The sequence below is a fragment of the Kitasatospora sp. NPDC127067 genome, assembly GCF_042724755.1.
Taxonomy (GTDB): Bacteria; Actinomycetota; Actinomycetes; order Streptomycetales; family Streptomycetaceae; genus Kitasatospora; species Kitasatospora lactacystinica.
Map to the genome: position 1 here is coordinate 20,598 of NZ_JBHXEM010000027.1, position 25,313 is coordinate 45,910.

Below are 25,313 nucleotides of genomic sequence, written 5' to 3' on the forward strand. Positions count from 1 at the left end.
GCCCCCCTCGGAGCGTTCCGATCCCCGGCGAGGCCGGGGGCCGGTGGATCAGCGGTCGCGCTTCTCCTTGATCTTCGCGGCCTTGCCGCGGAGGTCACGCAGGTAGTACAGCTTGGCGCGGCGAACCGCACCGCGGGTCACGACCTCGATCTTCTCGACGACCGGGGTGTGCACCGGGAAGGTGCGCTCCACGCCGACGTTGAAGCTGACCTTGCGGACGGTGAAGGTCTCACCGATACCGGCGCCGTGGCGGCGGATGACGACGCCCTGGAAGACCTGGACACGGGAGCGGTTGCCCTCGATGACCCGGACGTGAACCTTCAGGGTGTCACCGGCGCGGAAGGCCGGAATGTCGCTACGCAGCGAGGCCGCGTCGACAGCAGCGAGCTTGTTGCTCATGTTGCTCTCCATCGCAGGCGCCACGGGCCGCCCACGGAAAATCGTCACAATGGGGTTTGCTGCGGGCCGCATCGGCTGACGACGATCCCCCCGTGGCGAGGGCGCCGGTCCACGTGTCCCCTACGGAAGGGAACCAGCGACAGACAACAGCCGCCTATTCTTCCACATCACCGGCCACGGACCGAAATCGGCCGAGCCGCTCGTCCCAGGCCAGGCCGAGGATGCTCAGCGCCTCCCGCTCCTTCTTGTCGAAGGCTCCGTACTGCCAGCGCTCGACCAGGTCGGGCCGGTTCGCCAGGGTCCGGGCGAAGGCCTGCTCGCGGCGCCAGCGGGCGATCCTGCCGTGGTTGCCGCTGAGCAGCACGTCCGGCACCGTCCGGCCGCGCCACTCGGCGGGCTTGGTGTAGACCGGGCCCTCCAGCAGGTCGGCCATCGCGCCCGGCGCGAAGGAGTCGTCGCGGTGGGACTCGGCGTTGCCGAGCACCCCCGGCAGCAGCCGGGCGATCGCCTCGACCATCACCAGCACGGCGACCTCGCCGCCGGCCAGCACATAGTCGCCGATCGAGGCCTCGACCACCGGCATCCGGGTGGCCGCTTCCTCGATCACCCGGCGGTCGATGCCCTCGTACCGGGCGGGGGTGAAGGCCAGCCAGGGGCGCCCGGCCAGTTCCTGGGCGAGCTCCTGGGTGAACGGTCGCCCGCTCGGCGTCGGGACGATCAGGGTGGGCACCTGCCCCTCGGGGCCGCCGGCGATCACCGCGTCCAGCGCCTCGCCCCACGGCTCGGGCTTCATCACCATGCCGGGGCCGCCGCCGTACGGGCTGTCGTCGACCGTGCGGTGCACGTCGTGGGTCCACTCGCGCAGGTCGTGGACGTGCACGTCCAGCTGGCCGCGGGCGCGGGCCTTGCCGACCAGCGAGACGTCCAGCGGCTCCAGGTACTCGGGGAAGATCGTGACGACGTCGATCCGCATGCCGCTCCGCGCACCGCCGGCCCCCGCGTCGTCCGCCCCGGCGCCGCTCGTGGCCGCGCCGCTCGTGGCCGCACCGCTCGACACGGCGCCGTCGGCCGCCGGAACGTCCGCCCCGGCGTTCTCCTCCGCGGTCACTGCGACTCCTCCGAGCCCTCGGCGCCGTCGGCACCCTCAGCGGTCTCGGCGCCCTCGGCCGAGGAGGTCCCCGCGACGTCGGCCTGCTCTGGGTCGATCAGCCCGGGCGGCGGGGTGATCACGGCGCGCTGGTTCTCCAGATCGATGGTCGGCACGATCTGGCTGACGAAGGGCACCAGCACCTCGGTCCCGTCTGCCTTCCTGACCGTGAGCAGGTCCTGGTAGGGCAGGTGGAGGACCTCGGTCAGCTCGCCGACCAGGGTGCCGTCCAGCAGCACCACGTCCAGGCCGATCAGCTGGTGGTCGTAGTACTCCTCCGGGTCCTCGGGGCTCTCCTCCGGGTCGACCTCGGAGATGAGCACGGTGCCGCGGAGGGCCTCGGCCGCGTTGCGGTCCTTGACGCCGGCGAAGCGCAGCAGCAGCCGGCCGCTGTGCACCCGGCCCGACTCGACGGTCAGCGGCCCGACCGACGCGGGGTCGGTGAGCACGACGGCACCGGGGCCGAGCCGGAGTTCCGGCTCGTCGGTGCGGACCTCGACACTGACGTCCCCCCTGATGCCGTGGGCACGGCCGATCCTGCCGACGACGAGCTGCACGGTGATCGTTCTCCTGGAGTTCCTGAGCCGAAACGAAAAGCGACGGCGACGGGCTGCGAAGCGATGATGCGAGGGAAATGCGGAGGGAAATGCGAAAAGGGCGACCGGGACGACATGCGTCCCGGTCGGCCTCACAAGCCCTGACGGCTGAACGAGCAGCAGCGTCAGCGAATGTTGTCCACGTCGACCAGGTCGACCCGGACGTTGCGACCGCCGAGGGCGCCGACCACGGTGCGCAGAGCGCGCGCCGTACGGCCGCCCCGGCCGATCACCTTGCCGAGGTCATCGGGGTGCACTCGCACCTCGATGGTGTTACCCCGACGCAGGTTGCGCGAGCGCACCTGCACCTCGTCGGGGTGCTCGACGATGCCCTTCACCAGGTGGTCGAGGGCGTCCTCGATCACGATCAGGCCTCGGCGGCGACGTCGGCCTCGGCCTCGGCCTTGTCCGACTTCTTGGCCTTCGGGGTGATGGCGACACCGGTGGTGGCGTCCTCGAAGCCGGCGACGGCCTTCGCGAACAGGTGCGAGAAGTCCTCGACCTTCGGCTCGGCGACCAGCAGCGGCGCCGGAGCCGGCAGGCCCTTGAACTTCTGCCAGTCGCCGGTCAGCTTCAGGATGGCGAGCACCGGCTCGGTCGGCTGGGCGCCGACGGACAGCCAGTACTGGGCGCGGTCGCTGTCGACCTCGATCTTCGAGGGGTTGTAGGTCGGCTGGTAGATGCCGATCTCCTCGATCGCGCGGCCGTCACGCTTGGTGCGGGCGTCGGCGACGACGATGCGGTAGTGCGGGGAGCGAATCTTGCCGAGACGCTTCAGCTTGATCTTGACTGCCACGGGAGTGGATTCTCCTGGTGTTGACGTGGGTGAGCGGGCTCGCCATCGCGTGGGGTTGCGCGGCGGACCGTTCAAGGGACACGCCAGCCGTAGGAGAGAGGGGTCCTGCTCGGCTGCCGAGTACTCAGCTGTCCATTCTGCCACATCGGCGAGAACCGGCTGAACGCGGGACCGGGAGCCCGGTCAGAGCTCGACCGGGAGCCCCCGCTCCCGGTCCAACCCGAAGACGTCACCGCTGTCCTGCTGTACCGCTCATTCGGTACCACTCATTCGGTACCGCTCACTCTGCCGCCCGGTGCCGCTCATTCCGGCCGGACCGCTGCCCGCACAGCAGCCCGCCGGGACGTCGAACGACTAAGCGATCTTGAACGGCTGCTGGCACGCGCCGCAGACGATGGACGCCTGCGCGAGCACCGACGGAACGACCCGGACGTTGCGCCCGCAGCCGCAGACCGCCTTGACCCGCACGCCACCCCCGGAGGAGCCGTGCCGGGCCGCCGGGCCGCGGAAGGCGCGCGTCGCGCCGTCGCCGGCCACCGCCTCCTGGTGCGCCCCGAGGGCACGGTCCAGGCGCTCGATGGTCTCGGTGTACCGCTCCTGCGTCTCCTTGAGCATGGTCACCTGGGAGAAGCCGCTGCTCGCGTGCGGCTCGACCGGGTGCGCCAGGCCCAGCTCGGAAGCGAGCATCAGGAAGCGCCGGTTGTGGTAGCGGCCGGCCCGCGAGGTGTCCCGGATGTCCCGGGCCGCGGCCAGACCGTGGGCGGCCTCGTGCAGGAGTCGCTCGAAACCGAGCCGTGTCCCGCAGGCCGAGGAGGACTCGCCGATCAGCGCCTCGGGCGAGGCGAGGTCGGGGAGGTCCTGGTGGTAGGCCTGGATGTCACTCCAGGCGGCGGCCAGTTCGGCCGCGAGAACGAGGGGCTGTGTCGTGCTCACGCTAGACCAACGATGGAGTGCGAGCCGATGTTCCGCATGTTCTCGTTCTTGGGAAATTCACAGGGAACTCCCAGGAATGCAAGGCCGCGCGCGAATTGCGCGTTCCGGATCTGACGCAAGACCAACCCCCTGCCGGTTTCGGCCCGTCGCGAGGTCGGCGGGCCTGGTGAATTTCCGTCCGGGGAGCGGGCTGTCGCCACCCAGGACGTACGGCCCGTGGGCCTGCCGGATTGACAGGGCCACGGGCCGTACACCGTACCGCTATTCCGTTAATACCGGGAGTTGACCGGCCAGTAGGGATGTCCACCGCGGGGACGCACCGGAGGAGTTACCGGATTCTTACCCTTCCGCATTCCGGGCAAATGTCGCCGCTGTCGGTCATTACCCGCGGACGACGGACGCCCGGCGGACATCAACAGGACATCCACCGAACACCGAACGCCCGTCGGGGCGCACCCGTGACGGCCGCGCGCCCGGAACGGACGCACGCCCGGGCCAAGCGCGCCCCCGGAGCGGACCCGGACCCGGGGCAAGCGGGCCCCGGACGGACGACGGCGCACCCCCGACGGACGACGGCGTGCCCCGGACGGACGTCAGTACGCCCGGGCGACGATCGCGATGTTGCCCTCCTGGTCGTCCGCCGCCGGCACCGAGCCGTCGGCCGCGACGATGCAGCGCACCGTGACGCCCTGCTCGGCCAGCTTGGCCTCGCCCTCCGCGCCGAGCTCGGCCCAGGAGATCCGGCCCCAGCCGGTCGCGGCGGCCTCGATGGCCTCGTCGATGGTCTTGACGTCGACCGTGCGGGACTCGCGGCGCTCGCGGGACTGGCGCAGCAGCAGCGCCTGGTCCTCCTCCAGCACGCCCGGGACCAGCGCGACGAGGGAGTCGATGGAGACCGGCTCCTTGCCGCCCGGGATGCGGCGGGCCAGCATCGCGGTGCCGTTCTCCAGGTCGCGCGGGCCGACCTCGATGCGCAGCGGAACGCCCTTGAGCTCCCAGTCGACGGCGCGGCGGCCGAACGGGGTGTCGGTGCGGTCGTCGACCACGACCCGGATGCCGGCGGCCTCCAGCTGGGCGCCGATCTCGCGGACCTTGGCGATGACCGCGTCGTCGCCCTTGATGGCGAGCACGACGGCCTGGACGGCGGCCAGGCGCGGGGGCACCCGCAGGCCGTTGTCGTCGCCGTGGGACATGATCAGGCCGCCGACCATGCGGGTCGAGACGCCCCAGGAGGTCTGCCAGACGTACTCGCGCTCGGCGCCCTGCAGCTGGTAGGTGGTGTTGAACGCCTTGGCGAAGTTCTGGCCCAGCTCGTGGCTGGTGCCCATCTGCAGGGCCTTGCCGTCGCCCATCATGCCCTCGAGGGTGAGGGTGTTGATGGCGCCGGCGAAGCGCTCCTTGGCGGTCTTGCGGCCGAGCACGACGTCGATGCCGAGCACGTTGGTCATGAAGTCGCCGTAGACCTGGGTGTGGATCATCGACGCGTAGGCGCGGGCGTCCTCGTAGGTGGCGTGGGCGGTGTGGCCCTCCTGCCAGAGGAACTCGGTGGTGCGCAGGAAGACGCGCGGGCGCAGCTCCCAACGGACCACGTTGGCCCACTGGTTGATCAGCAGGGGCAGGTCCCGGTGGCTCTGCACCCACTTCGAGAAGTACTCGTTGATGATCGTCTCGGAGGTCGGCCGGACGACGACCGGCTCCTCCAGCTGCTTGCCGCCGCCGTGGGTGACCACCGCGAGTTCGGGGGCGAAGCCCTCGACGTGCTCGGCTTCCTTGGTCAGGTAGGACTGCGGGATGAACATCGGGAAGTAGGCGTTCTGCGCGCCGGCCTTCTTGATCCGCGCGTCCATCTCCTGCTGCATCCGCTCCCACAGGCCGTAGCCGTACGGTCGGATGACCATGGTGCCGCGCACCGGACCGTTGTCGGCCAGCTCGGCCTTGTTGATGAGGTCCTGGTACCAGCGCGGGAAGTCTTCCGCCTGAGGGGTGAGAACGGGTGCCTTAGCCATGGGGCGAATGGTACGGGGCCCGGGGCCCCGGTTTCGAATCGGTATCACCGGACGGGGGCGCACCACCGCGACACGCGCGCACCACCCTGCACCCCTCTGGACGCCGGGCCCGACCCGCTGTTCGCTGGTGTGGGGCGGGACTTTGGGGGAGCCGTAGCAGCACACCGAAGGACCGGATGGGAGGCCGCCGTGGCTTCAGCTCGGACGACCGGCACGACCGCACGACCGACGGGCGCACGCCCGCACCACCCGCGGACCGGGGTCGCCCGCCCCGCGCGGGCGCGCGACTGGGCGGAGATCCAGGAACGCATGCTGGTGCCGCTCTACGAGGCGGTCTACGACCGTCTGGAGGTCGGCCCGGCGAGCAGTGTGCTGGGCCTGGGCTGCCGGTCCGGGCTGGCCCTGCTGCTCGCCGCCGGGCGGGGTGCCCAGGTCGCCGGGCAGGAGCCGCGGGAGGAGCTGCGCGAGCTGGCCCACGACCGTCGGCTGCGGGTGTGCGCGGGGGCTCGGACGGCGTCCGCCGTCCCCCGCTCGGCCCACTCGCTGGTGACGGTTTTCGAGCAGCTGCCCGGCGCCGCCGGGTCCGGCCCGGTGGTCGCCGAGGCCGCCCGGCTCGCTCTCCCGGGCGGGCACGTGGTGCTGGCCGCCTGGGGCCCGCCGGAGCGCTGCGAGAGCGCCGCGGTGCTGGACGTGGCCCGGCGGATGGCGGGCCGGACCACCGCGCGGGACCCGTTCGAGCTGAGCGCGCCGGGCGCCCTGGAGGACCTGCTCGCCCCGGCCGGCCTGCGCCCGGCCGGCAGCGGCCGGGTGAGCTGCCCGTTCGCGTACGCCGACCTCGACAGCGCCGTTCGCGGCCTGCTCTCCACCGGTCTGTTCGATCCGGCCGAGGAGTTCTCCGGCGCCTCGCTGGTGGCCAAGGAGCTGGAGGAGGCGCTCCAGCCGCATCTGCGCGCGGACGGCACGGTGCGGATGGAGAACCTGTTCCGCTACCTGGTCGCCGAGCGGCCGCGCTAGCAGGGGCGGGGAGACGAAAAACCGGGGGCGCTCGCCACTCTGGCGCGCGCCCCCGGCATCGGGCGTCACGCCCGGTCGATCGACTTCCCGTCGGAACCTTCGGCGCCTTCGGACCCCCCGGACGACCCCGCCGAGCCCTCCGAGGCCGCCTCCCGCGGCACCCCCGCCGCCCGGTACGCCGCCTCCTCGTCCAGCGTCTCCGCCTCCAGCAGCGCCGCCGCCAGCGCGTCCAGCCGGTGCCGCTGCTCGTTCAGGATCCGCACCGCGTCGCCGTAGCACTCGGAGACGATCCGCCGGGCCTCCTCGTCCACCGCGTCCAGGGTGGTCGGCGCGGCGGAGAGCCCGTACGCGCCCTGCGGGTCGGAGGGCACCGCGGTGAGCCGCCCGACCCGCTCGCTCATCCCCCAGCGCCCGGCCATCCCGCGGGCGATGTTGGTGACCTGCTCCAGGTCGCTCTCCGCGCCGGTGGTGATCACCCCGTAGACCACCTGCTCGGCCGCCATGCCGCCGAGCGCGCCGATGATCCGGCCGCGCAGGTAGGGCTCGGTGTACGAGTAGCGGTCGTTCTCCGGGGTGGAGAGGGTGACGCCGAGCGCCCGGCCGCGCGGCACGATGGTGATCTTGCGGACCGGGTCCGCGCCGGGCTGGAGCATGCCCAGCAGCGCGTGCCCGCTCTCGTGGTACGCCGTCCGCTCGCGCTCCTCCTGCGGCATCACCAGCGGCCGCACCGCCCCGAGCTGGACCTTCTCCAGGGCGTCCGAGAGGTCCCGCTCGTTGACGGCGTCCTGCTCGCGCTTGACGGCCAGCAGCGCGGCCTCGTTGACCAGGTTGGCGAGTTCGGCGCCGGTCATCCCGGGCGTGACCTTGGCCAGCTGGTTGAGGTCGGTGCCGCCGGCCAGCGGGACGCTGCGGCTGTGGATGCGCAGGATCGCGGCACGGCCCTCCCGGTCGGGCGGGCTGACGGTGATCCGCCGGTCGAAGCGGCCGGGGCGCAGCAGCGCCGGGTCGAGCACGTCCGCCCGGTTGGTCGCGGCGATCACGATGACGCCCTCGGAGCCGGTGAAGCCGTCCATCTCGGTGAGGATCTGGTTGAGGGTCTGCTCGCGCTCGTCGTGCCCGCCCATGCCGCCGCCGGCGCCGCGCTGGCGGCCGATGGTGTCGATCTCGTCGATGAAGATGATCGCGGGGGCGACCTTGCGGGCCTCGGCGAACAGCTCGCGGACCCGGCTGGCGCCGACGCCGACGATCATCTCGATGAACTCGGAGGCGGAGGCGGAGAAGAACGGCACGTTCGCCTCGCCGGCCACGGCCCGGGCCAGCAGGGTCTTGCCGGTTCCGGGCGGGCCGCTCAGCAGCACGCCGCGCGGCATCTTGGCACCGAGCCGGCGGTACCGCTCGGGGTTCTTCAAGTAGTCGACGACCTCGGTGAGTTCGGCCTCGACCTCGTCGATGCCGGCCACGTCGGCGAAGGTGGTGCGCTTGCCCTCCTCGGCCATGACCGGCTTGGGCGGAGCCTTGCGGCCGAGCGGTCCGCCGCCGAGTCCGCCGGCCATCCGGCGGGCGAGCAGCACCCAGATGAAGATCAGCAGCAGCATCGGGGCGAGCGAGAGCAGCAGGTTGGTGAGGAAGCTGCGCTGCTGGACGGGCGAGGTGGCGGTGACCTCGACGCCCTGCTGCTGAAGGGTGGCCCAGAGGTTGTCGCCCGCGAAGGAGGGCCGCTGGGTGTCGAACTCGGTGTAGTCGCCCTTGCCGCCGTCCGGTTTGGGCTGGGCGGTCTTGAGGGTGCCCTCGATCGCGTCGCCCTTGGCGTAGATCTTGGTGATGTTGCCCTTGTTCAGCTGGTTGTTGAACTCGGTGTACGAGATCGTGGTGGCGCCGGCGGGGCCGAAGAAGGACAGCAGCAGGTCCGAGATCAGGAACACCACGAGGGCGGTGAGGGCGAGGCCCACCCAGCCGCCGGGCATCCGGCGCTTGGGCGGCGGGGGCGGGGCACCCTCCGAACGCCAGGGCTGTTCGGGGGTCTGACGTGGCGGCACGGGTTCGGTCACCCATCGGACAATACGGACAGCTGCTCGGACGAGCCAATCGCAACGCCGCGCCCGGACCGCCGTACGCCCGCGCCAACCCCTCCCACCAGCGGCTATGCCGTTGCGCCCGGCCACTCCTCGGCGGTCAGGGCGAACCGCTCGTGGTCGCGCCAGTCGCCCTGGAGGAACAGCATCCGCGGGGAGAAGCCCTCGTGCCGGAAGCCCAGCCGCTTGGCCATCGCGACCGAGCGCTCGTTGTCCGGCTGGACGTTGATCTCCAGCCGGTGCAGCCCCAGTCCGTCGGCCGACTGCGGGGCGAAGCAGCGGTCCACGACCAGCCGCATGCCCTCGGTCATCCGGCCGGTGCCGTTGAACGGGAGGTAGGAGTCGTAGCCCAGCGTGGCGTTGCAGAAGCGGCTCATCACGATGTTGGCGACGTTCACCTTGCCGACCAGTCCGCCGGTCTCCCGGTCGAGGATCAGGAAGGTGCGCAGCCCGGAGCCCTGGCGCTTCAGCAGGTCGGGCAGTCCGTCCGGCTCGACCGGGTTCCACCGTCCGATGTGCTCGGCGGACCGCCGGACCGCCTCGGCGTACGCGGCCGTGTCGTCGGCCCTCGGGGCCCTGATCATCACTCGCATGTCCCCATCATCGGACACGCGATCGGCCCGCCGCCCGGAAACACCGGGCGACGGGCCGATCAGAATCGATCAGGACCGACCGCCATTGATCAACGGGTGACCGAAGGCGGCGGAACGTCCAAGGACTACAGCATGTCCTTGAACTCCTTGGGCAGCTCGAAGTCGGCCGGGCCCTTGCCCGCGCCGAGGCCGAACGCGCCGCCGTCCGCCGGACCCTGGCCGGCGCCCGGACCGAGCGCGCGGCGCTCGGCGGCCGCGGCCTCGTCCTGCGCCCGCTTCAGCGGGTTGCCGCTCTTGCGCTTGCCCTTGGCCTGCGGGGCCTTCTTGGCGGACTTCTTCCCGCCGCCGCCCATGCCTGGGATCCCCGGCATGCCGGGCATGCCCTTGCCGGAGGCCATCGCGGACATCATCTTGCGGGCGTCGAAGAACCGCTCGACCAGGTTCTTCACCTCGCCGACCTGGACGCCCGAACCCTTGGCGATGCGGGCCCGGCGGGAGCCGTTGATCAGCTCCGGCTCGGCGCGCTCGGCCGGGGTCATCGACTTGATGATCGCGCCGACCCGGTTGACGTCCTTGTCGTCGATGTTGTTGATCTGGTCCCGGATCTGGCCCATGCCGGGCAGCATGCCGAGCAGCTTGGAGATCGAGCCCATCTTCTGGACCTGCTCCAGCTGGGACAGGAAGTCGTCCAGGGTGAACTGCTTCGGGCCGCCGCGCAGCTTGGCGGCGATCTTCTCCGCCTCGGCCTGCGAGAAGGTCTGCTCGGCCTTCTCGATCAGCGAGAGGACGTCACCCATGCCGAGGATGCGCGAGGCCATCCGGTCCGGGTGGAAGGCGTCGAAGTCGTCGACCTTCTCGCCGTTGGAGGCGAACATGATCTGCCGGCCGGTGACGTGCGCGACCGACAGGGCGGCACCGCCGCGGGCGTCGCCGTCGAGCTTGGAGAGCACCACGCCGGTGAAGTCGACGCCGTCGAGGAAGGCCTGGGCGGTGGTGACCGCGTCCTGGCCGATCATCGCGTCGACGACGAACAGGACCTCGTCCGGGTTCACCGCGGCACGGATGTCGGCGGCCTGCTGCATCAGCTCGGCGTCGATGCCCAGGCGGCCGGCGGTGTCGACGACGACGACGTCGTACTGCTTCTGCTTGGCGTACTCGATCGAGTCCTTGGCCACCTGCACCGGGTCGCCGACGCCGTTGCCCGGCTGCGGGCCGTAGAAGGCCACGCCGGCGCGCTCGGCGACCACCTGGAGCTGGTTGACCGCGTTGGGGCGCTGGAGGTCGCAGGCGACCAGCAGCGGGGTGTGCTTCTGCGTCTTCAGCCAGTGGCCGAGCTTGCCCGCGAGGGTGGTCTTACCGGCACCCTGGAGACCGGCCAGCATGATCACCGTCGGGCCGCTCTTGGCGAACCGCACCCGGCGGGTCTCGCCACCGAGGATCGCGATGAGCTCCTCGTTGACGATCTTGATGATCTGCTGCGCCGGGTTCAGCGCGCCGGAGACCTCGGCACCGAGGGCCCGCTCCTTGACCTGCTTGATGAAGGCCCGGACGACCGGCAGCGCGACGTCCGCCTCCAGCAGCGCGATGCGGATCTCGCGGGCGGTGGCGTCGATGTCCGCCTCGCTCAGGCGGCCCTTGCCCCGGAGGTTCTTGAACGTCGCTGCGAGGCGATCGGAAAGGGTGTCGAACACGTCGTCGCGGGTCCTCTGCGGCATCGGTATCAGTACGGTCGTCGCCCCCCAGGGTATCCGGCCGCCCCGGGTGAGGTCTCCACCCCCGGTCGGAACTCCTGCCCGTACCCGTGGCCGCACCCCTGCCCGCGTCCTTCCGCGAGCCCGGGCGGCCCGGCCCGGACCGGCCCGGACCGGCCCCGACCGGGCCCGGCGCTCAGCCCAGCGCGGCCCGGACCGCCGCCGCCACCTCGCCGGCCCGCCCGGCGGTCAGCGGCCGCCCCGCCTCGTCGGTCAGGTAGAACGAGTCGACGGCCTCCGCGCCCAGCGTGGACACGTGCGCGGTGCGCACCCGCACGCCCGCCCCGTCCAGCGCCCGGCCGATCCGGTGCAGCAGCCCGGGGGCGTCGTGGGCGCGGACCTCCAGCACGGTCGCGGTCGCCGAGGCCACCGCCGGCGCCACCGCGACCAGCGGCGGCGGCGTGGGGATGCCCCGGCGGCGCGGGGCGGCGGCGTCCCGCTCGGCGAGGCGGCGGGCGACGTCCAGCGAGCCGTCCAGTGCCCGGCGCAGGTCGGCCCGCAGCCGGGCCGCCTCCGGCAGCTCGCCGTACTCGGCCGCCACCCGCCAGGACAGCACCAGCACCGGCCCGGCGCCCACCGGGTCCAGCTCGCGCAGCCCGGCCGAACGGACGGCCAGCCGGTGCAGCGCGAGCACCCCGGCGGCGGTGCCGAGCAGTCCGGGACGGTCCGGGACCGCCAGGTTCAGCTCGACGCCCATCGGCTCGGCGCCCGGCTCCGCCCCCTCCGATCGGGCCCGCAGCGACAGCGCCGGCTGCCCGGTCCGGGCGGCCTCGACCGCCAGCCGCTCCTGCTCGGCGGTCGGCGCCGCCTCGACCGGCGGGACTCCCGCCCCGGCCAGCCGGTCCGCCACTCGGGCCACCAGCCCGTCCACCAGCGAGGCCCGCCAGCCGCTCCACGCGGCCGGCCCGGTGGCCAGCGCGTCCGCCTCGGTGAGCGCGTGCAGCAGCTCCAGCTCCGGCAGGGTGGTGACCGCCTTGGTGATCGCCTCGACGGTGGCCGGGTCGTCCGGATCGCGCCGGGTCGCGGTGTCCACCAGGGTCAGGTGGTGGCGGACCAGTACCGCCAGGGTCTCGGTGTCCTCGGGGCCGAAGCCCATCCGGGCGCCGAGGTCGCGGACGATCACCTCGCCGGCCGCGCTGTGGTCCCCCGGCCAGCCCTTGCCGATGTCGTGCAGCAGCGCGGCGACCAGCAGCAGGTCCGGCCGGGCCACCCGGCGGGTCATCGCGGCGGCCCGCACCGCCGTCTCCACCAGGTGCCGGTCCACCGTCCAGCGGTGCACCGCGTTGCGCTGCGGACGGCAGCGCACCCGCTCCCAGTCCGGCAGCAGCCGGCGGACCAGCCCCTGCGCCTCCAGCGCCTCCCACACCGGGACGGCCGACTCCCCCGCGCCCAGCAGGGTGACCAGCTGCTCGCGCGCCTCGTCCGGCCAGGGCACCGGCAGCGGGCGGCACTCGGCGGCCAGTCGGCGCACCGTGGCGTACGAGACGGTCAGCCCGTTCTGCGCGGCCGCGGCCGCGGCGCGCAGCGGCAGCACCGGGTCGGCGGCGGGGCGGGCGCCCTGGGCGAGCACCGCCTCGCCGTCCTGCTCGACCACGCCCTCGGCGAGCGGCCGCCGCTCGACCGCGCCCCGGGCCACCGCGCCGGTGCCGCGTCCGGAGCCGACGAAGGGGATGCCCGGCCGACGCACCCGCCGGCCCCGGCCGCCGCGGGCCGCGAGCACCCGGTCCACCGCCCGCCAGGTGACGTCGCCCGCGTACGCGATGGTGCGGGCGGCCTCGTAGACCTGGCGCAGCAGGGTGTCGGCGTCCAGCACCCCGAGCCGCTCGGCGACCTGGTCCTGGTCCTGGAGGCTGAGCCGTTCGGTGGCCCGGCCGGTGACCAGGTGCAGGGCGTCGCGCACGTCGGCCAGCCGCTGTGCGGCGGCGTCCAGGCCTTCCCGGGGCGCGTCGGCCAGCCAGGTGGCGGCGATCGCGTCCAGCGCCACGACGTCGCGCAGGCCGCCGCGGGCCTCCTTGAGGTCGGGCTCCAGCAGGAAGGACAGCTCACCGTGCCGTTCGGCCCGCTCGCGGCCCAGCTCTCGAAGCTCCGGCAGGCGCGCGGGGGCGCTCGCGCGCCAGTCGGTGAGCACCGCGGCGCGCAGGGCGTCGGTGAGCGCCCGGTCCCCGGCGAGGTGACGGGCGTCCAGCAGGCCGAGCTGGACCTTGAGGTCGGCGGCGGCGACCGAGCGGGCCTGGGCGACGGTGCGCACGGCGTGGTCGAGCCTGGCGCCCGAGTCCCAGACCGGGTACCAGATCCGCTCGGGCAGCTCCCGGGGGATCGGGCCGTCGTGCAGCAGCAGGACGTCCAGGTCGCTGCGCGGGGACAGCTCGCCCCGCCCGTACCCGCCGACCGCGACCAGGGCGACGCGGGGCGGGGCGCCGGCGGCCGCGAGCAGGCCGGCCAGCCAGTCGTCGGCGAGCCGGGCGAGCTCCCGGCGGCGGGGGCGGCCGCCCGGGCCGGGGCCGGCCGGCAGCGCGGCCCGGGCGGCGGCCCTGCCCGCGAGGTCGAAGGGGTCCGCGGGGTCGCAGGAGCCGCCCGGGGCGACGGGGTCGGAGGGCTCGGAGGGGCTGGTCTCGGAGGTCATGTGCGTGGTCCCGTCCGTCGTGCTGCTGAGCCGTCGTGCTGGTGAACCGCCGTGCCGCGCGGGCCGCCGGGGCGTGCGAACCGTCGTGCCGCGCAGGCCACCGGGCGTGCGAACCGTCGTGCCGCGCGGACCGCCGTGCCGCCGCCCCGACCCGCCGGGCGGGCCGTTCGGCCGGCCGGAGGACGCCGTTGCGCCGTCGGGCGGACCCGCGCACCCGGGGGTGACAGGTCCGCCGTCCGGCGCGGGGCTACAGGGCGTCCGGGCCGCGCTCGCCGGTCCGGACCCGTACGGCGGTGTCGACCGGGATGCTCCACACCTTGCCGTCGCCGATCTTCCCGGTCCGGGCGGCCTTCACCAGGACGTCGATCAGGTCCTCGGCGTCCTCGTCCTCGACCAGGACCTCGATCCTGACCTTCGGCACCAGGTCCACGGTGTACTCGGCCCCCCGGTACACCTCGGTGTGGCCGCGCTGACGGCCGTAGCCGCTGGCCTCGGTGACGGTCAGGCCGTGCACCCCGAAGGCCTGGAGGGCGGCCTTCACCTCGTCCAGTCGGTACGGCTTGATCACGGCGGTGATGAGCTTCATCGGGCGTCGACCTCGGTCTTCTTCTCGGCGGGCTTCTCGGCGGGAGCCGCGGCGGCGGACCGCTCGGCGACGGGCTCCGCGGCGGCGGACCGTTCTGCGGCGGGCTTCGCGGCAGCGACGGCCAGGCCCGGCAGGGCCCGGGCCAGGCCTGCCCCCACGGCGCTGAAATCGTAGGCGGACTCGGCGTGTTCGGCCTGGTCGATGCCGGCCTCCTCGACCTCCCCGGCGACCCGGAAGCCGACCAGCCGGTCGACCGCCTTGGCCAGCAGCCAGGACAGCACGAAGGAGTACGCCGCGACCACCGCCACGCCCATCGCCTGCTTGCCCAGCTGCCCGATCCCGCCCCCGTAGAACAGGCCCTTGACGCCCTGGCCGACCCCGCCGGTGGCGAACAGGCCGACCAGCAGCGAACCGATCGCCCCGCCGACCGCGTGCACGCCCACCACGTCGAGCGAGTCGTCGAAGCCCCAGCGGTACTTGAGCGAGACCGCGGCGCAGCAGACCGCACCCGCCACCAGCCCGATCACCACCGCGCCGAGCGGGCTCACCGAACCGCAGGCCGGGGTGATCGCGACCAGCCCGGCCACCGCGCCGGAGGCGGCACCCAGCGTGGTGAAGGCGCCGTGCTTGAACCTCTCGTAGACCAGCCAGCCGATCAGCGCCGCGCCGGTGGCGACCTGGGTGTCGACCATCGCCATCGCGGCGACGCCGTTGGCCGCGAGCGCCGAGCCCGCGTTGAAGCCGAACCAGCCGAACCAGAGCAGCCCGGAGCCGAGCATCACCAGCGGCAGGCTGTGCGGGCGCATCGGGTCCTTCTTGAAGCCGATCCGCTTGCCCAGCACCAGGCAGAGCGCGAGGCCGGCGACGCCCGCGTTGATGTGCACGGCCGTGCCGCCGGCGAAGTCGATCACGCCGTTGCGGTCGCCCAGCCAGCCGCCGTGGCCGCCGTCGAAGAAGAAGACCCAGTGCGCCACCGGGAAGTAGACGATCGTCACCCAGAGCGCGATGAACAGGCCCCAGGCCGCGAATCTCGCCCGGTCCGCGACGGCGCCGCTGATCAGCGCCGGGGTGATGACCGCGAACATCAGCTGGAAGAGCGCGAAGGCGGTGACCGGGATGGAGCCGGTCAGCTCGTTGAGGCCGAGGCCGCGCATCCCGAGGTGGTCCAGGTTGCCGATCAGCCCGGCGAAGGAGTCGGACCCGAAGCTGAGCGAGTAGCCGTACAGGACCCACAGCACGCTGACGATGCCGAGCGAGAGGAAGCTCATCGCCAGCATGTTCAGTGTGCTCTTGGCCCTGACCATGCCCCCGTAGAAGAAGGCCAGCCCAGGGGTCATCAGCATGACCAGGGCCGCACTGATGAGCACGAAGGCGGTGTCGCCCGCGCTGAAGCCGTCCGGCATCGGCGTCTCCTCTGCGTCCAGGCCGACCCGCGCCCGGGGACCCGTCCCGTGGTGCCACCCGGGGTGTCGGCGTTGAGGAGGAGCGTGTCGAAGGCTGGTTTCGGCCAGTGCGACCGGTTGTTTCACCGCCGTGACGTGTGCGACGCAGGGGTTACGGCTGCGTGAACCGCGGCCCCGCATCCCCGCAGTCCGGCCGCGCGCCGTGCCGTGCCACCGGGCGCCGGACATACCACCGACCGTGACGGCGGCGGCCGCCACGGTCGGTGGAGCTTCCCTCGGAAGGCCCTCGGCGGGGCCGGTCGGACCACCGACCGGCGGACCACCGACCGGTCAGACCACCGAGACGAACTCCGGGATGTCCTGGACCACCCGCTCCTTGAGCCGGCTCACCGCGTCCACGCCCTTGAACCGGGCCGCCGCGGCCTCCGTGGTCTTGCGCACCCGGGAGTTCAGCCGCTCCGAGCGCACCTTGGTGGCGATGTCCACCGCCTGCTCGGCCATCACCGCGGCCTGCTCGGCCTCCCTCTGCAGCAGGTGGACGCTGGCCATGCCGATCAGGTTGAAGGCGTACGAGCGCACGTGGTCGGCGTCCTGGCGGAACAGGTCGACCGCGCGCTCCATCACCGGCGCGGACATCGAGGCGTAGAGCTGCGCGTTGTCCGAGTGGTACGCGAGGTCGCGGAAGGAGTGCGCGTTCTCGGCGTTCAGCTCGGCAGGCGAGAAGAACTTCAGCCAGTCCGGCTCCTGGTCCCCGTCCCGGATGTCGGTGAAGGTGTCCTCGGCCAGCCGGACCGCCCGGGCGCAGCGGTTGACCTCGCCGATGGTGGCGTAGGCGCGCGCCTCCATCGCGTACAGCAGGGACTGCTGGCGCGGGGTGGCGGTGTCGCGGCTGCCGTACTGGGCCAGGTGGATGAGTTCCAGGGCGTCCTCGCCCCGGTTGAGGTGGATCATCTGGCGGCTCATGTCGGTGAGGATCAGCGCGCCGAACGGGCGGTCGCCCGCTTCCTTGGCCGCGTGCAGGGCGAGCACGTAGTACTTCTGCGCGCTCGGGTGCATCCCGACGTCGTACGACATCCACCCGGCCAGGTGGGCGAGTTCGGCGGTGAGTCGGAACAGCCGCCTGGTGGTGTCCTCGCTGTACGTCTCCTGGAGCAGGTCGGTGACCTCGTGCAGCTGGCCGACGACGGCCTTGCGGCGCAGCCCGCCGCCGTTCTGCGCGTCCCACTGCCGGAACATGACCGTGGTCTGCTCCAGCAGTTCGAGCTCGGGCTCGGAGAGCCGGCCGGTGAACGCCTCGCCGCCGTTGGCCGCGGTGAGGATCGGGGTGGGGACGCCGGTCGGGCCGGGGGTGAGCCAGCGCTGCATCGGCTCGATCAGCGCGGCGCCCGCGGTCAGCGCCAGCGAGGTGCCGAGGAAGCCCCGGCGGTTGAGCATGAGGTCGCTGCGGGAGTAGTCGCTGATCAGCTGGACGGTCTGCGGGCCGCTCCACGGCAGGTCGACGCCGCCGCCCACGGTCGAGACCGGGATCGCGGCGCGCAGGCCGAGGTCCTCGATCGAGACCACCGAGCCGAACCGCTCGGAGAAGAGTTCCGACATGATCTTGGGAATCGGCTCGCGGGGCTGTTCGCCGTCGAGCCAGCGGCGCACCCGCGAGGTGTCGGTGGACACGTGGTGGGCACCGATCTGCCGGGCCCGGCGGTTGACCTGACGGGCCAACTCGCCCTTGGACCAGCCGCTGCGGGCGAACCACGTGGTCAGCTTCTCATTCGGTTGCTTCTCTGCCATGGGTAACGTCCCCATCCCGCCCGGCCCCTACCGGGGCCCCCGATCGTGACCGCCCGACGGTTGCGGGCTCTTGCCAGACGTGCCGTGCCTGAGGTGCTGCCGTGCCGCGGCGGCGCCGTACCGCAGCGCCCTCGCACTGGTGTGCCATCGTTGCGGACGATCCGTCAGATTCCCAACTCCCGCTCCTCGACGGCCCGGGACAGACTCCTCGACGACATCCGCGTGCTGAACGTAATGCCCCGCGAGGGGCCCGCGGGAGCGGCCCTGGCGAAACGCCACCTTTCGCCACCCCCAGGAGTGAACCGAAGCCCGGGGGCGCACGCTTCACTTAGGGAGTCCCGACGGCTCGGCATATGCGGGCCGCCAAGTCCCCCGGCGCATCCCGGAGGACCCGGCGGACCTCGCAACCCACCGCAGCCACAGGCGAGTTCACCGTCCACTCGGGACGGCGACAGCCCCACGCACCCGACGATCCGGCATCGGCGCCGCCCCCACAAGGCGGCGCCCGAGGCGCACCGGCGGAACAGGCGCACACCACGCGCTGCGCGCCGCCACTGCACTACGCACCACAGAGCTGACAATCGACACACAGTCACCGTCCCGTAACCATCGGCAACGACAACCTGTTGGGGGAGGCATGGACAACCTGTTCGGCGAACTTCGACTGGGGCACCTGCGGCTGGCACCGCTGGGCGCGCGCCGCCGCACCAAGGTCACCGCGTCCCAGGCCGCCGCGGAGTACACCGGCCGCTGGGGCTGGGCGGTCGCCACGGGCGACCCGGTCACCGGCGCCACCGCCCCGACCCGCTGTCCCTGCGGCTCCCCCCGCTGCGCCGCGCCCGGCCCGCACCCCGGGCCCGGCCGCGGCGGCCGGGCCCGCGGCGCCCGCGCCGAGGGCTCGGTGCTGTTCCCCACCGGCCGCGCCTTCGACGTCCTGGACGTCCCCGAGCAGGCCGGGCTCCAGGCGCTGGTCCGGCTGGAGCGGATGGGCACCCAGGTGGGCCCGGTGCTCGCCGTCCCCACCGGCCGGCTCCAGTTCCTGGTCGCCGCCGACACCGCCCGGCGCCTGCCCGACCTGCTGTACCGGATGGGCTGGGACGACGCCGCGCTCGACCTGGTCTGCCACGGCGAGGGCGGCTACGTCGCCGCCCCGCCCACCGTCCTCGGCTCCCTCGGCCCGGTCCGCTGGCTGCGCCGCCCCACCCGCGACAACGCGGGCTGCCCGCCCGAGGCCCGGCTGCTGCTCGGCACCCTCGCCTACGCCTGCCACCGCAGCCGCGAGCGCACCGCCGAGCCGGCCTGGATGGCCTCCTGACCCGACCGGTCCCTGCCGGTCGCCGCGCCGGGGCCCGCTCCCGGGCAGCCGTCCGAGCGGCCACCGCCGGGGCCACCGCGACGGAACCGGCGCACCGCCCGGCTCCGGGCACGCGAAAGGGCCCGCCCCCCGAGAGGGGAGCGGGCCCTTCCTGCGCTCTTCGTACGCCCTTCGCGCCTTTCCGGCGCGCGCGGGGCGTCAGTCGCCGATCAGCGCGTCCACGAACGCCCCCGGCTCGAACGGAGCCAGGTCGTCCGCGCCCTCGCCCAGGCCGATCAGCTTGACCGGCACGCCCAGCTCGCGCTGGACGGCGACCACGATGCCGCCCTTGGCCGTGCCGTCCAGCTTGGTCAGCACGATGCCGGTGATGTCGACCACCTCGGCGAACACCCGGGCCTGGATCAGGCCGTTCTGGCCGGTGGTGGCGTCCAGTACCAGCAGCACCTCGTCCACCGGGCCGTGCTTCTCGACGACCCGCTTGACCTTGCCCAGCTCGTCCATCAGGCCGGTCTTGGTGTGCAACCGGCCGGCGGTGTCGATCAGCACGGTGTCCACGCCCTCGGCGATGCCCTCCTTGACCGCGTCGAAGGCGATCGAGGCCGGGTCCCCGCCCTCCGGGCCGCGCACGGTGCGCGCCCCGACCCGCTCGCCCCAGGTCTGGAGCTGGTCGGCGGCGGCGGCACGGAAGGTGTCGGCGGCGCCGAGCACCACGGTGCGGCCGTCGGCGACCAGGACGCGGGCCAGCTTGCCGGTGGTGGTGGTCTTGCCGACGCCGTTGACGCCGACCACCAGGACCACCGCGGGGCCCTCCTCGTGCCTGGTCGAGCGGACGGTGCGGTCGGCGTCCTTGCCGACCAGCTCGACCAGCTCCTCGCGCAGCAGCGCGCGCAGCTCGTCGGGGGTACGGGTGCCGAGCACCTTCACCCGGGTGCGCAGCCGCTCGACCAGCTCCTGGGTGGGGGCGACGCCGACGTCGGCGGTGAGCAGCGTGTCCTCGATCTCCTCCCAGGTGTCCTCGTCCAGGTGCTCCCGGGAGAGCAGCGAGAGCAGTCCCTTGCCGAGCGAGTTCTGCGAGCGGGACAGCCGCGAGCGCAGCCGGACCAGCCGGCCGGCGGTGGGCTCGGGAACCTCGACGGCGGGCGCCGCCTCGGCCTCGGCGGGCACGACCTCGGGGGCCTCGACGGCTTCGGGGGCCTCCGGCGCGCCGGCCTCCGCCGGGAGTTCCACCTCCTCGATGGTGCGGCGGGGCGCCTCGGTCGGCGGCGCGGACTCCTCGCCGACCTGGGGCTCCTGCGGGGTCGGCTTCGGCGCCGTGATGACCGGCGCCTGCGACTTCGGGGGCAGCTGCTGGCGTCGTCTGCCGGAAACGACGAGGCCGGCGATCGCGCCGACGGCGACCACGGCGATGACTACGGCAAGGATCACGTATTCCATAACTGCTCCAGTATCCGCGACCGGAGCCCGGATGGACCGCAGCCGCCCTACACCGACGCGGTTCGTCCGGCTCGCGGCCGGCGCTCCCGGTGCTCTTCGCGCAGCCGCTGGCTGATCACCTGCGAGATGCCGTCGCCCTTCATGGTCACGCCGTAGAGGGCGTCGGCCGACTCCATGGTGAGCTTCTGGTGGGTGATCACGATCAGCTGGGAACTCTCCCGCAGCTCCTCCATGATCCCGATCAGCCGGCGCAGGTTGGTCTCGTCCAGCGCCGCCTCCACCTCGTCCATCACGTAGAACGGGCTGGGCCGGGCCTTGAAGATCGCCACCAGCAGCGCCACCGCGGTCAGCGAGCGCTCGCCGCCGGACAGCAGCGACAGCCGCTTGACCTTCTTTCCCGGCGGGCGGGCCTCCACCTCGACCCCGGTGGTGAGCATGTTGTCCGGGTCGCTCAGCACCAGCCGGCCCTCCCCGCCGGGGAAGAGCCGGGCGAAGACGCCCTCGAACTGGGCGGCCGTGTCGTGGTAGGCCGAGGTGAACAGCTGCTCGACCCGCTGGTCCACGTCCCGGACGATGTCCAGCAGGTCGCGCCGGCTGCGCTTGAGGTCGTCCAGCTGCTCGCCGAGGAACCGGTGCCGCTCCTCCAGCGCGGCGAACTCCTCCAGCGCCAGCGGGTTGACCTTGCCGAGCTGGAGGTAGGCCTTCTCGGCCGCCCGCAGCCGCTTCTCCTGCTCGGCCCGGACGTACGGGTACGGCTCCCCCGGCTCCTTCCCCTCCTCGGCGGCGACACTGACGGCGACATCGGCGGCCGGCGCCGCGGGCGAGGGCGGGACAGGCTGGTCGGGCCCGTACGAGGCGAGCAGTTCGCCGCCGTCGATGCCGAACTCCTCCAGCGCGCGGGCCTCCAGCTGCTCGATCCGCAGCCGCTTCTCGGCCCGCAGCACCTCGTCCCGGTGCCCGGCGTCGACCAGCTTGTCCAGCTCCTCCTTGAGCCCGCGGCCGTGCTCGCGGTGCTCGCGCAGCTCGTGCTCACGCTCGGCCCGCGCCTGTTCGACGGCCACCCGCCCGGCATCCGCCCGGGCCAGCGACACCTCCAGGCAGGCCAGCAGCTGCCGGGCGCCCGCCGCGACGGCGTTCGCCACCGAGGCGTCGTGCTCGGCACGCCGGCGGCGCTCGGCGGCCCGGGCGCGCGCCTCGCGTTCGGCGCGGGCGGCGCGGTCCAGCTGGTCGGCCCGGCCGGCCAGGGCGCGGACCCGTTCCTCGTGGGTGCGCACCGCGAGCCGGGCCTCCAGCTCGGCCTGCCGGGCGGCGCTCGCGGCCGCGGCCAGGCGCTGCTGTTCGGCGGTGTCCGGCTCGTCCTGGCCCGCCCGGGCCGAATCCTCGGCGGCGGCCAGGCGCTGCGCCAGTTCCTCGGCGCCGTCGAGCAGTTCGGTCAGCCCCTGCTCGGCCCGCGCGGCGGCGGCCGACAGCCGCTCGGCCTCCCCGGCGGCGGCGCGGGCCTGCCCGCCGAGCCGGCCGAGTGCCCCGGCGACCTGGGCCCGTTCCTTCTCCGCCTGCCGCCGCCGCTCGGCCAGTTGCTCCACCTCGGCGGCCGACTCCCGCCGCTGTTCGGCGAGTTCGGCCAGCCGCTCGGCCGACTCGGCGCAGCGGTCGGTGAGTTCCCCGATCGCCCGGGCCGCCTCGTCCACCGCCGCCTGGGTCTCCAGCAGGCTCGGCGCACCGCCGGACCCGCCCTGGGCGAAGCCGGCGCCGAGCCGGTCCCCGTCCGCGGTGACGGCGCAGACTCCGGGCTGCGCGGCGGTCAGCCGCAGCGCCTGGTCCAGATCCTCGACCACCGCCACCCCGGCCAGCAGCCGCCGGACCGCACCGAGCAACTCCTCGGGGCCGTCCACCAGTTCGGCCGCCCAGCGGGCCCCGTCCGGCAACTCCCCCGCCGCCTGGGCCACCTCGGCGGCGCCGGCGATCAGCAGCGCGGCCCGGCCGGCGTCCTCGGCCCGCAGCAGCCGCAGCGCCCCGGCGGCGGCGGACGGCGAGTCGACGGCCACCGCGTCGGCCGCCGCGCCGAGCGCCGCGGCCAGCGGCACCTCGTACCCCGCGTCGATCCGCAGCAGCGCGGCCGCCGGGCCGAGCATCCCGCCCAGCCGCTCCCCCGCCTCCAGCAGTGCGCCGGTGCCGTCCTTGCGGCGCAGCCCGAGGGAGAGCGCCTCGTGCCGCGCGGTGAGGGCGGCCCGCTCGCGCTCGGCGGCGCCGGCCGTCTCCCGGGCCGCGGCCAGCCCCTCCTCCGCGGCGGCCAGCCGCTCGCGCGCCCGCCGGTACCCGGCCTCGGCCTGCTCGTCGTCCCCGGTCGCGCCGTCCACCTGCTGCCGGAGTTCGTCCAGCTCGGCCCGGGCGGACTCGGCACGCAGCAGCGCCTCGTCCCTGGCCTCGGCGAGCCGGCCGATCTCGGCCTGCGCCGCGGCGGCCCTGGAGCGGGCGGCGGCGGCCTGCCCCTGCAGCCGGGCCAGGCCTTCCCGGCGGTCGGCGATGGCCCGGGCGGCGTCGCGCAGCCGGCGTTCCTCGTCGGCCAGCTCCCGTTCCAGCCCGTCCTTGCGCTCGACCGCCTCGGCCAGCGCGTACCGGGCCTCCTCCAGCGCCCCGGTCAGCGCGGCCTCCTCCTCGCGGACCCGCCCGGCCTCCTGTTCCAGGTCCTCGGGGTCGCGCCCGCGCCGCTCCTCGCCCCGGTCCCCGGCGACGGCGTGCCGGGCGCGGGCCTCGGCCAGCCCGATGGTGCCGCGGGTGCGCTCGGCGAGCGCGGAGAGCCGGTACCAGGTCTGCCGGGCGGTCTCCAGGCCGGGTCCGAGCCGCTGGACCTGCGCCTCCAGGACGCTCTCGCGCTGCACCGCGCGGGCCAGTTCCTGCTCGACGGTGGTGCGGCGCAGGCGCAGCGCCAGTTCGTCCGCGATCTCGGCCTCGACGGCCCGGCGGAGCGTGCACAGGTCGTCGGCGAGCAGCCGCAGCCGGGCGTCGCGCAGGTCGGCCTGGATGCCGGCGGCCCGGCGGGCGATCCGGGCCTGCCGGCCGAGCGGCCCGAGCTGGCGGCGCAGTTCGGCGACCAGGTCCTGGACCCGGTTGAGGTTGGCCTGCATCGCGTCCAGCTTCCGCAGCGCCTTCTCCTTGCGCTTGCGGTGCTTGAGGACGCCGGCCGCCTCCTCGATGAAGGCGCGCCGCCCCATCGGGTCGGCGTGCAGCACGGAGTCCAGCTGCCCCTGCCCGACGATGACGTGCATCTCGCGGCCGATGCCGGAGTCGGAGAGCAGTTCCTGGATGTCCAGCAGGCGGCAGGTCTCGCCGTTGAGCGCGTACTCGCTGCCGCCGTTGCGGAACATGGTCCGGGTGATGGTCACTTCGGCGTAGTCGATCGGCAGGGCGCCGTCGCCGTTGTCGATGGTGAGGCTGACCTCGGCGCGGCCGAGCGGGGCGCGCCCGCTGGTCCCGGCGAAGATGACGTCCTCCATCTTGCCGCCGCGCAGCGACTTGACCCCCTGCTCGCCCATCACCCAGGACAGCGCGTCCACCACGTTCGACTTGCCGGAGCCGTTCGGGCCGACGACGCAGGTGATGCCGGGCTCGAAGCGCAGGGTGGTGCTGGAGGCGAAGGACTTGAACCCGCGCAGCGTCAGGCTCTTCAGGTGCACGCGGCCGGTCTCCTCGATCACTCAGGACAGGAACCGACTTTATCCGGCGCCGGACACGACGAAGGGACGCCACATCCGGGCGTCCCTTGCAAGCTGCGTCCCTTTCGGGGCGGCTCAGTGCACAGCGGCGTCGATCTGCGAGGACCGGGCGGGACTCAGGTGAGAGCCGGCTCCCGCTGATCCAGATCGATGCTGTTGAGCAGCGAGTGCTCGTCAGCGACAGCGGTCAGAGCGTCGTTCTCAGCCTGCATCCGAAGGAGCTCGGCTTCAAGGTCCTGGACGCGCTGCTGAAGCCGTCGCATCTCGGAGAGCATTCGCGGGTCGGGGCCGCCGACGTACCCGAGAAGCGCCTTTGCCATGATGAATGGTCCTCCACGCTGAGTGACCGAACCGGAACGGTTCAGGTCTAGGGGGAAGGGGGACGCACGCGCGGCGCGTCACCGGAAGTGCTGGCTGGGCACTACGGCACAACCACCGTGAGCTGGGCTCACGGGGGCATGCGCCTGCCGGGATAACGCGGTCGTGTGCGCGGGCTTCCAGCGTCTCACCAAAGACGGAAAGGGTCAACACGATCACCGCACGCTACCGCGCCCCTGTCACCTGCCCGGCGGTGTCGTCACGCCTGGGGGGTCTCGGGACGGGTCCACCACGTGCTCGTGGATCATCGTTCGATGCGGAGTCAACCACGAGTCTGCCCGGATGGCAACCTCGTGACACCGCCGGTTCCCGATCTTTTCCCGGAACGCCGCACCCCGCTTCGCCGGAGCTCCGGCCCGGGGCGGCTCAGCGGATCTCGAAACCCTCGTAACCGGGGCCGACGGCCGTCCAGATCTCGGTGACGCCGCTGACGTTCCCCGGGGTCCCCGGGCCGCGCAGCCGGGCCAGCAGCTGCTCGCAGTCGGCCGCGAGTCCCTCGGCCACCACCTGCACCCGGCCGTCGCCGAGGTTGCCGGCGTAGCCGGTCAGGCCGATCTCCAGCGCCCGTGCCCTGGTCCACCAGCGGAACCCGACCTGCTGGACCTTCCCCCGGACCCAGACGGTCACCCGGACCGGTTCCTCACTGTGGGCGTCGCGACCGTGCATGCCCCCGACCTTAGGACACGCCCCGGTGGCCCGCGCGCCCGGCCACCGCCCGGCCACCGCCCGGCCGACCCGCCCCGCGCACGCCGGCCGGGACGAGGACGCC

20 protein-coding genes are annotated in these 25,313 nt (G+C 73.5%); 2 read left to right on the forward strand and 18 right to left on the reverse strand.

The annotated features are described in order from the left end of the window. Nucleotides 1–48 precede the first annotated feature (48 nt). The 7 genes from rplS to proS form a co-directional block, all read right to left on the reverse strand. Nucleotides 49–399 carry a 50S ribosomal protein L19 gene (rplS, locus tag ACFWJ4_RS14515; RefSeq protein ID WP_030306736.1) on the reverse strand — a complete coding sequence of 117 codons (351 nt, stop codon included), beginning with the start codon at nucleotides 397–399 and terminating at the stop codon, nucleotides 49–51. 154 nt (nucleotides 400–553) lie between these two features. Continuing rightward, nucleotides 554–1,372, reverse strand: a complete 819-nt coding sequence (gene trmD, locus ACFWJ4_RS14520) for a tRNA (guanosine(37)-N1)-methyltransferase TrmD (RefSeq protein ID WP_359900684.1) — start codon at nucleotides 1,370–1,372, stop codon at nucleotides 554–556. A 131-nt stretch (nucleotides 1,373–1,503) separates the two neighbouring features. Next, complete coding sequence (rimM, locus tag ACFWJ4_RS14525; RefSeq protein ID WP_380543392.1) at nucleotides 1,504–2,103, reverse strand: ribosome maturation factor RimM; 600 nt, start codon at nucleotides 2,101–2,103, stop codon at nucleotides 1,504–1,506. A 164-nt stretch (nucleotides 2,104–2,267) separates the two neighbouring features. Then, nucleotides 2,268–2,507 carry an RNA-binding protein gene (locus ACFWJ4_RS14530; RefSeq protein WP_030056773.1) on the reverse strand — a complete coding sequence of 80 codons (240 nt, stop codon included), beginning with the start codon at nucleotides 2,505–2,507 and terminating at the stop codon, nucleotides 2,268–2,270. Between the two features lie 2 nt (nucleotides 2,508–2,509). Then, on the reverse strand, nucleotides 2,510–2,938 hold the full coding sequence (gene rpsP, locus ACFWJ4_RS14535; protein WP_359900600.1) for a 30S ribosomal protein S16: 429 nt from the start codon (nucleotides 2,936–2,938) through the stop codon (nucleotides 2,510–2,512). 354 nt (nucleotides 2,939–3,292) lie between these two features. Then, nucleotides 3,293–3,871 (reverse strand): hypothetical protein, encoded by a 579-nt coding sequence (locus tag ACFWJ4_RS14540; RefSeq protein ID WP_380543395.1) that lies wholly within the window; start codon nucleotides 3,869–3,871, stop codon nucleotides 3,293–3,295. Between the two features lie 593 nt (nucleotides 3,872–4,464). Then, a complete protein-coding gene (proS, locus tag ACFWJ4_RS14545; protein WP_380543398.1) occupies nucleotides 4,465–5,877 on the reverse strand; it encodes a proline--tRNA ligase in 1,413 nt (470 codons plus the stop codon). A 189-nt stretch (nucleotides 5,878–6,066) separates the two neighbouring features. On the opposite strand from proS, the gene ACFWJ4_RS14550 reads away from it, so the two are divergent. Beyond that, nucleotides 6,067–6,891 (forward strand): class I SAM-dependent methyltransferase, encoded by an 825-nt coding sequence (locus tag ACFWJ4_RS14550; protein ID WP_380543401.1) that lies wholly within the window; start codon nucleotides 6,067–6,069, stop codon nucleotides 6,889–6,891. 65 nt (nucleotides 6,892–6,956) lie between these two features. Here ACFWJ4_RS14550 and ftsH read toward each other — a convergent pair whose 3' ends face one another. The 7 genes from ftsH to ACFWJ4_RS14585 form a co-directional block, all read right to left on the reverse strand. Next, entirely contained in the window at nucleotides 6,957–8,939 is a 1,983-nt protein-coding gene (gene ftsH / locus ACFWJ4_RS14555; RefSeq protein WP_380543404.1) for an ATP-dependent zinc metalloprotease FtsH, read from the reverse strand. Between the two features lie 92 nt (nucleotides 8,940–9,031). Next, complete coding sequence (locus ACFWJ4_RS14560; RefSeq protein ID WP_359900590.1) at nucleotides 9,032–9,556, reverse strand: GNAT family protein; 525 nt, start codon at nucleotides 9,554–9,556, stop codon at nucleotides 9,032–9,034. A gap of 125 nt (nucleotides 9,557–9,681) precedes the next feature. Continuing rightward, entirely contained in the window at nucleotides 9,682–11,247 is a 1,566-nt protein-coding gene (gene ffh / locus ACFWJ4_RS14565; RefSeq protein ID WP_380354239.1) for a signal recognition particle protein, read from the reverse strand. Between the two features lie 196 nt (nucleotides 11,248–11,443). Beyond that, nucleotides 11,444–13,930 (reverse strand): [protein-PII] uridylyltransferase, encoded by a 2,487-nt coding sequence (locus tag ACFWJ4_RS14570; RefSeq protein ID WP_380543407.1) that lies wholly within the window; start codon nucleotides 13,928–13,930, stop codon nucleotides 11,444–11,446. A 247-nt stretch (nucleotides 13,931–14,177) separates the two neighbouring features. After that, entirely contained in the window at nucleotides 14,178–14,516 is a 339-nt protein-coding gene (locus ACFWJ4_RS14575) for a P-II family nitrogen regulator (RefSeq protein ID WP_380543410.1), read from the reverse strand. Continuing rightward, nucleotides 14,513–15,919, reverse strand: coding sequence for an ammonium transporter (locus ACFWJ4_RS14580; RefSeq protein ID WP_380543413.1), 1,407 nt, complete (start codon nucleotides 15,917–15,919; stop codon nucleotides 14,513–14,515). Before ACFWJ4_RS14580 ends, ACFWJ4_RS14575 begins: the two co-directional genes overlap by 4 nt. Nucleotides 15,920–16,249: 330 nt before the next feature. After that, nucleotides 16,250–17,704: a hypothetical protein gene (locus ACFWJ4_RS14585; protein ID WP_380354225.1), complete on the reverse strand. Its 1,455-nt coding sequence runs from the start codon at nucleotides 17,702–17,704 to the stop codon at nucleotides 16,250–16,252. Nucleotides 17,705–18,341: 637 nt separating this feature from the next. Between ACFWJ4_RS14585 and ACFWJ4_RS14590 the strand changes: the two genes are divergently transcribed. Continuing rightward, complete coding sequence (locus tag ACFWJ4_RS14590) at nucleotides 18,342–19,019, forward strand: bifunctional DNA primase/polymerase (RefSeq protein WP_380543416.1); 678 nt, start codon at nucleotides 18,342–18,344, stop codon at nucleotides 19,017–19,019. 198 nt (nucleotides 19,020–19,217) lie between these two features. Here ACFWJ4_RS14590 and ftsY read toward each other — a convergent pair whose 3' ends face one another. The 4 genes from ftsY to ACFWJ4_RS14610 form a co-directional block, all read right to left on the reverse strand. Further along, nucleotides 19,218–20,453: a signal recognition particle-docking protein FtsY gene (ftsY, locus tag ACFWJ4_RS14595; protein ID WP_380543419.1), complete on the reverse strand. Its 1,236-nt coding sequence runs from the start codon at nucleotides 20,451–20,453 to the stop codon at nucleotides 19,218–19,220. A gap of 47 nt (nucleotides 20,454–20,500) precedes the next feature. Next, entirely contained in the window at nucleotides 20,501–24,127 is a 3,627-nt protein-coding gene (smc, locus tag ACFWJ4_RS14600; RefSeq protein ID WP_380543422.1) for a chromosome segregation protein SMC, read from the reverse strand. Nucleotides 24,128–24,282: 155 nt separating this feature from the next. Then, nucleotides 24,283–24,486 carry a hypothetical protein gene (locus tag ACFWJ4_RS14605; protein WP_045702518.1) on the reverse strand — a complete coding sequence of 68 codons (204 nt, stop codon included), beginning with the start codon at nucleotides 24,484–24,486 and terminating at the stop codon, nucleotides 24,283–24,285. A gap of 424 nt (nucleotides 24,487–24,910) precedes the next feature. Next, nucleotides 24,911–25,210, reverse strand: a complete 300-nt coding sequence (locus ACFWJ4_RS14610) for an acylphosphatase (RefSeq protein WP_380543425.1) — start codon at nucleotides 25,208–25,210, stop codon at nucleotides 24,911–24,913. Between the last annotated feature and the right edge of the window lie 103 nt (nucleotides 25,211–25,313).